The organism is Streptomyces sp. MnatMP-M17 (assembly GCF_900091995.1).
Taxonomy (GTDB): domain Bacteria; phylum Actinomycetota; class Actinomycetes; order Streptomycetales; family Streptomycetaceae; genus Streptomyces.
The window spans coordinates 1-8,505 of the sequence record NZ_FMDK01000261.1; the positions used below are offsets into that span (position 1 = coordinate 1).

Here is an 8,505-nt window from a genome sequence, read left to right on the forward strand (position 1 = left end):
CCGCCGGCCGGAGTGGCGGATCAGACGTTCCAGACGCCGGTGGCGGCGGCGTCCCTGGCGAAGTCGGCGAAGTCACGGGGCTTGCGGCCCAGGACCTCCTCCACACCGTGCACCAGGTGGGCGTTGCGGCCGTCGAGCGTCAGGGCGAACAGCTCGACGAAGTCCTCCGGAAGGTCGTTCTCCTTCAGGAAGGCACGGTACTCGTCGCTGGTGACCGCGGTGTACGTGATCTCCCGGCCGGTGGCCTTGGACAGCTCCTCGGCCACGTCCTGGTAGCTGAGCAGCCGGGGGCCCGACAGCTCGTACGTCTTGCCGATGTGCTTGGGGTCGGCCAGCACTGCGACGACCACGTCGGCGATGTCGTCGGCGTCCACGAAGGGCTCGACGGCGTGACCGGTCGGCAGCGCGAGCTCGCCGCCGAGGACGGGCTCCAGGAAGAAGCTCTCGTTGAAGTTCTGGTTGAACCAGCTCGACCGTACGACGGTCCAGTCGGCGCCGGACTCCTTCAGCTTCTCCTCGGCGACCTGCGCGCCCTCCTCGCCGCGGCCGGAGAGCAGCACCAGGCGGCGCGCGCCCTTGGCGACGGCGAACTTGGAGAACTCGCCCACGCTCTCGGCGGCACCGGGGAAGGCCAGGTCGGGGTAGTAGGTGACATAGACGGCTCCGACGCCCTCCAGCGCACCTTCCCAGGTGGCCGGGTCCTCCCACACGAAGGGACGGTCGGCGTTGCGCGAACCGATCCGCACGGGAAGGCCCTGGGCGGCAAGGCGCTCGGCGACCCGGCGGCCGGTCTTGCCGGTGCCGCCGATGACGAGCGTCGTCTTCGTCTCTGTCTGGGCGTTCTGCGTGGTCTGAGTCATGAGTACAGTCAAGTCCATTCACCTGAGACGCGACATAGCTACGAAGCTCAGTTCCATACGTATGCGTCTACGCTCCGCTCCCGGATCCCGGCGAGGAGCTCAGGAACTGCCCATACCGCCGCAGACATTGATCGCCTGGGCGGTGATCGACGCGGCGCTCTCCGTGGTGAGGTAGCCGACCAGACCGGCGACCTCCTCGGGAGTGGAGTAGCGGCCGAGCGGGATCTTCGACTCGAACTGCTCCTGGACGAAGTCCTCGGTGGTGTCCCAGGCCGCCGCGTATCCCTGCCGGACCTGCTCGGCCATCGGCGTCTCCACATAACCGGGGCAAACCGCGTTGACGGTGACACCGACGGGCGCCAGCTCCTTGCCCAGCGCCCGGGTGAAGCCGACGACACCGTGCTTGGAGGCGGAGTACGGGGCGCCCATCACGACGCCCTGCTTCCCGGCCGTCGAGGCGATGTTGATGATGCGGCCATGGCCGGCCTCCACGAGGCCGCCGTTCAGCAGGACCTCACGGGTCAGCAGGAACACACCGTTGAGGTTGGTGTCGATGACGTCGTACCAGAGCTCGTCGGCGATCTCGGCCGTGGGCCCTCCGCCGCCCCGGCCCGCGTTGTTCACCAGGATGTTGACCGGGCCGAACTGGGCGACGACCGTCGCCACCAGGGCCGAGACCGACGCCCGGTCCCGTACGTCGGCGACCGTGCCCTCCACCTCGAACCCTTCCGCGCGCAGATCCTCGACGGTCTGCTTGACCTCCTGGCCGGTCCGCGCGCAGATGAACACACGGTGGCCGCGCCCGCCGAGTTCCCGGGCGACTCCCAGACCGATTCCCCGTGTCGCACCCGTGATCAATGCCACCGGGTTTCTCGGCGGCCTCATCCCATTTCCCCGGCACTCAGCGGTCCCCGAACCTGAATCTCCACGGTTTCCCTCCGTACCTCGTCGAATCCCCGTCGAACCGAAACTCTTCGACGCGAAGTACGGTAGCCGTGCCGAGCCTTTACTTCTTGAATCCTTGAGTACCCGTCTAGTACGGCTCCAAGACCGGCAAACGGAATGTCATTTCCACCGTCCCGAATGGTACTGACGGAACGGAGAACGGCGGGCGGGAATAGCTCCGCCGCAACAACGGCCAACAATGAGAATGAAATCCCTGCCCGTACGGACGGACCAGGACAGGCCGAACCGGTACGGAAACGGAAGCAGAACGGAATGCGGTGTGCCCGTACGGTCAGCTCACGCGGACGAGAGGCTCGCGGGAATTCTCCACGGGGGCCGCGGCCTCCGGTCCCGCCATCAGGATCGAGCGCTGGAGCCTGCGCAGCCCGGCGGACGGTTCGAGGCCCAGCTCCCGTACGAGCGTGCCGCGCAGCCGGTGGTACACGTTCAGCGCCTCGCCGCGGCGGCCCGAGCGGTGCAAGGCGAGCATGAACTGGCCGTGCAGATTCTCATGGGTGCGGTAGCGGCTGACGAGCACGGTCAGTTCGGCGAGCAGCTCACGGTGGCGGCCCAGCCGGAGATCGGCCTCGATACGCTGATCGAGCGCGCAGAGCCGGCTCTCCTCGAGCCGCTTGATCTCCATGTCGAGCTGCGCGCCGCCGTGCACATCGGCGAAGGCGGGACCGCTCCACAGCCCGAGCGCCTCCCGCAACTGGCGGGCCGCGCCGGCGTAGTCGCCCGCGTCCATCGCCCGGTAGCCGAGACCGGCGAGCCGGTCGAACTCCCGGACGTCACTGGTGCCGCCGCCGCTGTCGAGGCGATATCCGCCGGGAAGGGTGACCAGCACCTCCTTGGCGGTCCGCGCCGTGCCCTCCTGGCCCTCCTGGGCCCCGTGCTTGAGCGCCGCGGCGATCAGGGACCGCAGCTGGAGCACATAGGTCTGGAGCGTGGTCCTGGCGCTGCGCGGAGGCTCTCCCGCCCACAGCTCCTCGATCAACGCGGTCACCGGTACCACTTGGTCGGCGTGGAGCGACAGTAAAGCGAGCACCTGCCGGGGCTTCGGCGCCGTCGGCGTGATCGATCTCCCGTTCTCCCGCACAGCCAATGCGCCCAGTACGTCGATGTCCACGCGTCTCCCCAATCCCTGCAGGTGAAGTCAGTACCGTTCGAGGCCGCTCACGGGGTGCGATTGCTGCGCATGGATTCAAAAACAGGACAGACGGTTTGTCAATACCAAACCGTACAGACTGTTTTTTGTTAACGCTCCGTACATCGGCGTCACCGTCAGGTCACCGAACAGTCGGGGTACGGGCGCAACACGGGCAGCGTACTCCCGTCAAACGGGCTCCTCCACACCTGCCTCCCCGCTCACGGCCGAATGGCAGGATCCGCAGGTCACCAAGGTGCCAATGGCCTGGCGCGGGGCCATCGCGGGTAGCATCAGCTCCCAGAAGCGGGTTAGCGTACGCCGCGAGATCCACTCCCTGTCGTCCCTGGCACCGAGTACCTCGAAACCGACCGTGGCCGCCATCAGGGCGCTTGCCACATCGTCGGGCGCCACACCGTCGGCCAGTCCGCCGTCGGACGCCGCCCGTTCGACCTCACTCTCGACCCAGCGCCGCCATTCGCGCCGCAGATTGATTCCGTGAGGGCGCGAGATGTCTCCGCTCAGCTCGAATCCCGCCCGTACGACGACATCGTCGTCAAGGCTGCGCATCAGCGTGTGCGTGGCGTCGACGAGGAGCTGGAGGCCCACCGCGCCGGCGAGCCGGCAACGCTCGGTGATCAGCCGCACCTCTTGCGCCGCCTCGTCCTCGACCGCCTTGGCCAGGGCTTCCTTGCTGGTGAAGTGGAAGTGCAGCGCGCCGTTGCTCACCCCGGCCCGGCGGCTGATCATCGTGAGCGACGCAGGAACGTATCCCTCGTCCGCGAACACCTCCGCGGCGGCCCGGATCAACGATCGTCGCGTACGGGCGGCGCGCTCCTGCTTGACCATCAACGGCTCCAGATGTCGGGAGGACCGGAAGCGATGCGCGGTGTGCGCTGCGACATTAACAAACCGTCGGCGCGGTTTGTACAAGCTTTGCGCCACTCTCGATGTCCGGAACCGGCACCGGTCCGTATCGCTCAAGAGCCGCTTGAGCCGCCCTGGAGAACGGCTGGACGGCCGCTCGATCAAATGAACTTGAACACGGAGACTCCCGTGCGGCTCCAGCGCTGAACCGTGGAGGATCCGGAAAGGAACCGGGAGACCGTTCGGTCACAGCCCGTCATCACTGTGCGTCCGGCTCGGATCCCTCCTCGGCCTCGGCGGCGAGCCTGCGGGCGGCCTCGACGCGGGCCCCGCGGTCGTACGCCACATCGAGCCCGAGCAGCAGACGCGGCATCACCATGCTGGGCAGCAGGTGCTCCCACATCACCGAGACCCGGCGCTCGACGTCCCGGCGGTCCGCCACCACCCGCGAGTAGACATGGATCCCGGTCCAGGCACCGACGACCAGTTCGGCCGTCTCCCGCGGTTTGACATACGGCAGCAGCTCGCCCCGCTCCTTGGCCTGGACCAGCAGATCCTCGCTCAGACGCGACCACACGGGGAAGGGACTGACATCGGAGAAGTCGACCGATCCCTGCTCCACGGCGAGCCGTGTCCCGGCCCTGAGGATCATGTCGTGCAGGGAGCGGTGTGCGACGACCATCGTGACATCGATCAGCTCCTGGACCTTGGAGTCCGTCGGCCCGGTGACCAGGTCCCTGGTCTGATCGCTCAGCACGCCCCGCGCCAGGTCCTCCTTGGACGGGAAGTGGAAGTAGAGGGCACCCTTGGTCACCTCGGACCGTGCGAGAATCTCCGAGATGGTGGCCGCGTCGTAGCCGTACTGGTCGAAGACCGAGGCCGCGGCCTCCAGAATGGCGGCGCGTGTTTTGATCGCACGCTGTTGCTGCGCCATGCGGGTGGCTCCCGTCGTGCAGTTCCAGGGGTCCTCATGACACCCTGAGGTGGCTCCCCCGCCGTTCTCGGTCAAGCCTACCGACTAAACCGGGTGGTCTGTATATTCCCCGGCTCCGGGAGCGCTCCGCCGCTCCCGTCCAGCATCCGTGCTCCACGGGGAGACTCCATGTCCGAAACGACCGTCCGGATGGACAGCACCTCACGCACCGCGAGACCGGTGGCACCTCAGCTGACCACCACGGTGCCGAGGGAGTACGTGCACCGTGCCGCGATGGCGGAGGTGCTGCTCACCGGCTGGCGCCGGAGCGACGAGAGACGTTTCTCGGTGACCGGGCAGTGGCCACGGCTGCACAGCTTCTTCAGCGCGGTCGACGGACTCCATGATCCGCTGCTCGCGGCAGAAACAATCCGCCAGGTCGGTTCGCTATTGGCACACGCCGAGTTCGGTACACCGCTGGGACATCACTTCCTCCTGCGGGATCTGTCCCTCACCGTCGAGCCCCGGCATCTCGCGATCGGCGGTGTCCCTGCCGGTCTGGATCTCGATGTCTTCTGTCCGCAGATCCGCACACGAGGCGGTGAACTCACTGGGCTGCGCTACGAAGCGGTCGTCCGCCGCGACGGACAGACCGTCGCCACCGGCGGCGCCTCCTTCGTCTGCGCCGCTCCGGCCGTCTACCGCCGGCTGCGCGGTGAGCGCGCCGCCCGCTCCGACGTACGGCGACCGCCGCTGACCGCGCCGGTACCGCCGAGCAGCGTCGGCCGGTCCGCCGCGTACGACGTGGTGCTCTCCCCGACCGGCGAGGAGCACCTCTGGCGGCTGCGCGTCGACACCGGGCATCCCGTGCTCTTCGACCATCCGGTCGATCACATCCCGGGCATGGTCCTGCTCGAAGCCGCCCGTCAGGCGGCCAACTCGGTGCTGCGCGGCGGCGCCTGCGTACTGACCGGCTTCACCGCCGAGTTCCCGCGCTTCGCCGAGCTGGACCTGGAGTGCCTGATCGAGATACGGCGGCTGCCGGAGCAGTTCCACGGGCTGTCGTCGGTCCTGGTGACCGGGCGTCAGGAGGGCGAACCAGTCTTCACCTGTGTGGTGAGCGCTCCCCCGCCCACAGGCTCCCCGGCACCCGGCGCCTGAACACGCCCGGCTCACACACGCCCGGCGCCCGAACGGAACGCCCGGCTCACACAACGCCCGGCTTCCGCTCACACGCTTACACGCTCACAGCACGGTGAAGCCGCCGTCCACCGGCAGGACCACACCGGTGACAAAAGAGGCCCGGTCGCTGCAGAGCCAGGCCGCCGCCTCCGCCACCTCCTGCGGTTCCGGTGTGCGCGGCTGCGGTGTCGACCGGTGGAGCAGCTTCTCCGCCTCGGGATGCCGGCTGAACCACTCCTGGACCACCTCGCTGCCCGCGATGCCCGGGGCGATGGCATTGATCCGTATCCCCTGGGCCCCGTACTCCGCCGCGGCGGCCCTGGTCAGTCCGATCACCGCGTGCTTCGCCGCGATGAAGGCCGCGGAGACCGGCGTCGCCACCAGCCCGGCGACACTGCTGTTGTTGACGACCGCACCACCGCCGCCGCGGAGCATGGCCCGGACCTGGTGGCTCAGTCCGTTCCACACGCCCCGGACATTGGTGTCCATGATCTCGTCGTACTCGTCCTCGCCCGTGAGATGCAGCGGTGTCTGATGGGCTCCCACTCCCGCGTTGTTGAACGCCACGTCCAGTCCGCCGAAGCACTCCACCGCCGTCTTGACCGCCCGGGCCATATCGCTGGAGCTGGCCACATCGCCCACCACGTACTCGGCTCTTCCGCCCGCCCGGCGTACATCCTCGGCCACGGCGGCGAGCCGCTCCTCCCTGCGTGCCATCAGCACCACCGAGGCTCCCTCACGCGCGAACACATGGGCGGCGCACGCGCCCACGCCACTGCTCGCGCCCGTGATGAGGGCGGACTTGCCGGTCAGCATCTGTGAGTTGGTCGACATGGCCGGAGTGTGCCAGGGGGCGGCCCGGTGCGGAGCACTCTTGAGGTTTTTCCAAGCTGAACAACCGATTAATAGGCCTGTCCATGGCCGATGTCCGAACCGGGCCCGGTTCCGGTGGTGTTGGCGGCGTGTTCCTCGACCACGGTCAGATAGGCGGAGGCCCGTGCCTCGGCGGCGGGACGCAGCGCCGGCGGGACTCTGCGCAGGGCTCGCCGACGGGAGCCGCGCGTGAGCAGATCGGCGGAGAGCGGAGTGCGCGGCGAGCGCAGAAAGGCACGTGCCCGCCGCCGCGACCGGTGCCGCAGTGTGAGATAGAAGCCCGCCGCGATCAGGAAGTTGAGCGCCATCTTGACGGCGACGCCCGCGACCGAGCCGAGCAGTGGCGAGTCGAAGAACCAGTGCATGGCCATGGCGGTCAGCAGACAGAGCACGGCCGGAACGATCCGCCGGTGCGCCGGCCGGGCGTCGTGCGCGAGCAGAAAACCGATCCCGGCTCCGGCCACTCCGGTCATCGCCCAGTGCGAACCGAGGCCCGTCAGCAGGACCCGGGTGGCGAAGGACTGGACGACATCGGCGCTGCCGTTGACGCCACCGCTGTTCAGGATGGAATTCATGGCGTACGTCCAGTTCTCCACCACCTGAAAGCCGAGACCGGTGAACGCGCCGAGGAAGAATCCGTCGAGCGGACCGCGGACCAACTGCCTGGCGCCCAGGGCGATCAGTGCGACACCGGAGAGTTTGAGGAGTTCCTCGTTGAGCGGCGCGGTCAGGGCGGCGGCCCACCGGGAGGCGAAGTCGATGCCCGCGGTCTTGGCCCAGATACCCTGGAGCCCGGTATTGGCCACGATGGCACAGCCGGTCGCCGCGGTGGCGCCCCAGACGACTCCGCTCCAGGCCCAGGCGCGCGGCGCCGCCCGGAACGGCCGTACCCGCTGAAGGACCGTCACCCCGATCGTCACCGTGATCAGGAGCAGCACGAAGGCGAGCAGCGCGGAGGCGGGAAAGACCCGGACGACCGCCCCGAAGTCGAGAGCGATCAGGGCGGCGCCGAGAAGACAGAGCGCGGCGCAGAGCCAGCCCACCGGCTGCCGTCGCAGCGATCCGCGCAGCGAGGCGTACGCCGCCGACGGCACCGCCGTGGTCATGATGCCTCCCGTGGAAAGGCGACGCTGTGGGCCACGGCCATGGCGTCGGCCACCGTGCCCGGCGCGGTGCCCGGCTCGGCCAGTACGGTGATCTCCACGGCGTAGTTCTCGCTCGGCGGCACCCAGACGGTGGCGGTACCGGCGCGTCCCGGCCGTGTCAGCGGTCCGGTCAGACCGCGCGCGCCCGCCGCGCTGGTGACGGGCCGTGGACCGCCGAGCCGGGTGGCGCCGTCCGCGACGGACAGGACCTTGCGCAGGCCCGTCCAGAGCTGCCCGGCGTCGCTACGGCCCGAGGAGAGGTCGACATAGCCCGCGACCAGGTCGACACCGTCCCGGGACAGCGCGTACGAGGAGCCGGGATCGCTGCGCGACCTGCTCAGCTCCCAGCCCGCACCCGCCACCCGCAGCAGGGCGGTACTGCCGCTCGGTCCCAGCTCCAGCACCGCGCCGGCCGGTACGGGCTCGCCGTCGGCGATGGCGCGGTCGATCAGCGGCCAGCCCGCCGTGAGGGCGGCCATGACGAGCAGGACCCCGAGGACGGCCCAGCGCCGAGGGCGGGCCAGTCGACGGGGCGGGCGCCGGGTGACCGCTGCGGTGTCCATACGGCGGACG

Annotated in this window: 9 protein-coding genes; 1 reads left to right on the plus strand and 8 read right to left on the minus strand. The window is 69.0% G+C overall.

Annotated features, from left to right (window positions below; genetic code table 11):
* Positions 1-20: 20 nt before the first annotated feature.
* The 5 genes from GA0115259_RS12490 to GA0115259_RS12510 all read right to left on the minus strand — a co-directional run bounded on the left by GA0115259_RS12490 (position 21) and on the right by GA0115259_RS12510 (position 4,753).
* Positions 21-860, minus strand: coding sequence for an NmrA family NAD(P)-binding protein (locus tag GA0115259_RS12490; protein WP_093595239.1), 840 nt, complete (start codon positions 858-860; stop codon positions 21-23).
* Positions 861-959: 99 nt separating this feature from the next.
* Complete coding sequence (locus GA0115259_RS12495; protein WP_093595218.1) at positions 960-1,745, minus strand: SDR family NAD(P)-dependent oxidoreductase; 786 nt, start codon at positions 1,743-1,745, stop codon at positions 960-962.
* A gap of 352 nt (positions 1,746-2,097) precedes the next feature.
* Positions 2,098-2,934: an AfsR/SARP family transcriptional regulator gene (locus GA0115259_RS12500; protein WP_093595221.1), complete on the minus strand. Its 837-nt coding sequence runs from the start codon at positions 2,932-2,934 to the stop codon at positions 2,098-2,100.
* Positions 2,935-3,141: 207 nt separating this feature from the next.
* Positions 3,142-3,801 (minus strand): ScbR family autoregulator-binding transcription factor, encoded by a 660-nt coding sequence (locus GA0115259_RS12505; protein ID WP_093595224.1) that lies wholly within the window; start codon positions 3,799-3,801, stop codon positions 3,142-3,144.
* 277 nt (positions 3,802-4,078) lie between these two features.
* Positions 4,079-4,753: a ScbR family autoregulator-binding transcription factor gene (locus GA0115259_RS12510; protein ID WP_093595226.1), complete on the minus strand. Its 675-nt coding sequence runs from the start codon at positions 4,751-4,753 to the stop codon at positions 4,079-4,081.
* A 168-nt stretch (positions 4,754-4,921) separates the two neighbouring features.
* Between GA0115259_RS12510 and GA0115259_RS12515 the strand changes: the two genes are divergently transcribed.
* Complete coding sequence (locus GA0115259_RS12515; RefSeq protein ID WP_237539950.1) at positions 4,922-5,893, plus strand: ScbA/BarX family gamma-butyrolactone biosynthesis protein; 972 nt, start codon at positions 4,922-4,924, stop codon at positions 5,891-5,893.
* 84 nt (positions 5,894-5,977) lie between these two features.
* Here the strand turns inward: GA0115259_RS12515 and GA0115259_RS12520 are convergent, their stop codons facing one another.
* From GA0115259_RS12520 to GA0115259_RS12530, 3 genes are all read right to left on the minus strand, one after another.
* On the minus strand, positions 5,978-6,748 hold the full coding sequence (locus GA0115259_RS12520; protein ID WP_093595230.1) for an SDR family NAD(P)-dependent oxidoreductase: 771 nt from the start codon (positions 6,746-6,748) through the stop codon (positions 5,978-5,980).
* 68 nt (positions 6,749-6,816) lie between these two features.
* Positions 6,817-7,893 carry a PrsW family intramembrane metalloprotease gene (locus GA0115259_RS12525; RefSeq protein ID WP_093595233.1) on the minus strand — a complete coding sequence of 359 codons (1,077 nt, stop codon included), beginning with the start codon at positions 7,891-7,893 and terminating at the stop codon, positions 6,817-6,819.
* Positions 7,890-8,505: hypothetical protein (locus GA0115259_RS12530; protein WP_161230356.1), on the minus strand; the 616-nt coding region annotated here is incomplete at its 5' end. The genes GA0115259_RS12525 and GA0115259_RS12530, both read right to left, overlap by 4 nt.

Excerpts from the sequence above, each read along its gene's own strand:
- GA0115259_RS12510 (WP_093595226.1), bottom strand. The coding sequence starts at position 4,753 with ATGGCGCAGCAACAGCGTGCGATCAAAACACGCGCCGCCATTCTGGAG.
- GA0115259_RS12490 (WP_093595239.1), bottom strand. The coding sequence starts at position 860 with ATGACTCAGACCACGCAGAACGCCCAGACAGAGACGAAGACGACGCTC.
- GA0115259_RS12520 (WP_093595230.1), bottom strand. The coding sequence starts at position 6,748 with ATGTCGACCAACTCACAGATGCTGACCGGCAAGTCCGCCCTCATCACG.
- GA0115259_RS12515 (WP_237539950.1), top strand. The coding sequence starts at position 4,922 with ATGTCCGAAACGACCGTCCGGATGGACAGCACCTCACGCACCGCGAGA.
- GA0115259_RS12495 (WP_093595218.1), bottom strand. The coding sequence starts at position 1,745 with ATGAGGCCGCCGAGAAACCCGGTGGCATTGATCACGGGTGCGACACGG.
- GA0115259_RS12525 (WP_093595233.1), bottom strand. The coding sequence starts at position 7,893 with ATGACCACGGCGGTGCCGTCGGCGGCGTACGCCTCGCTGCGCGGATCG.
- GA0115259_RS12505 (WP_093595224.1), bottom strand. The coding sequence starts at position 3,801 with ATGGTCAAGCAGGAGCGCGCCGCCCGTACGCGACGATCGTTGATCCGG.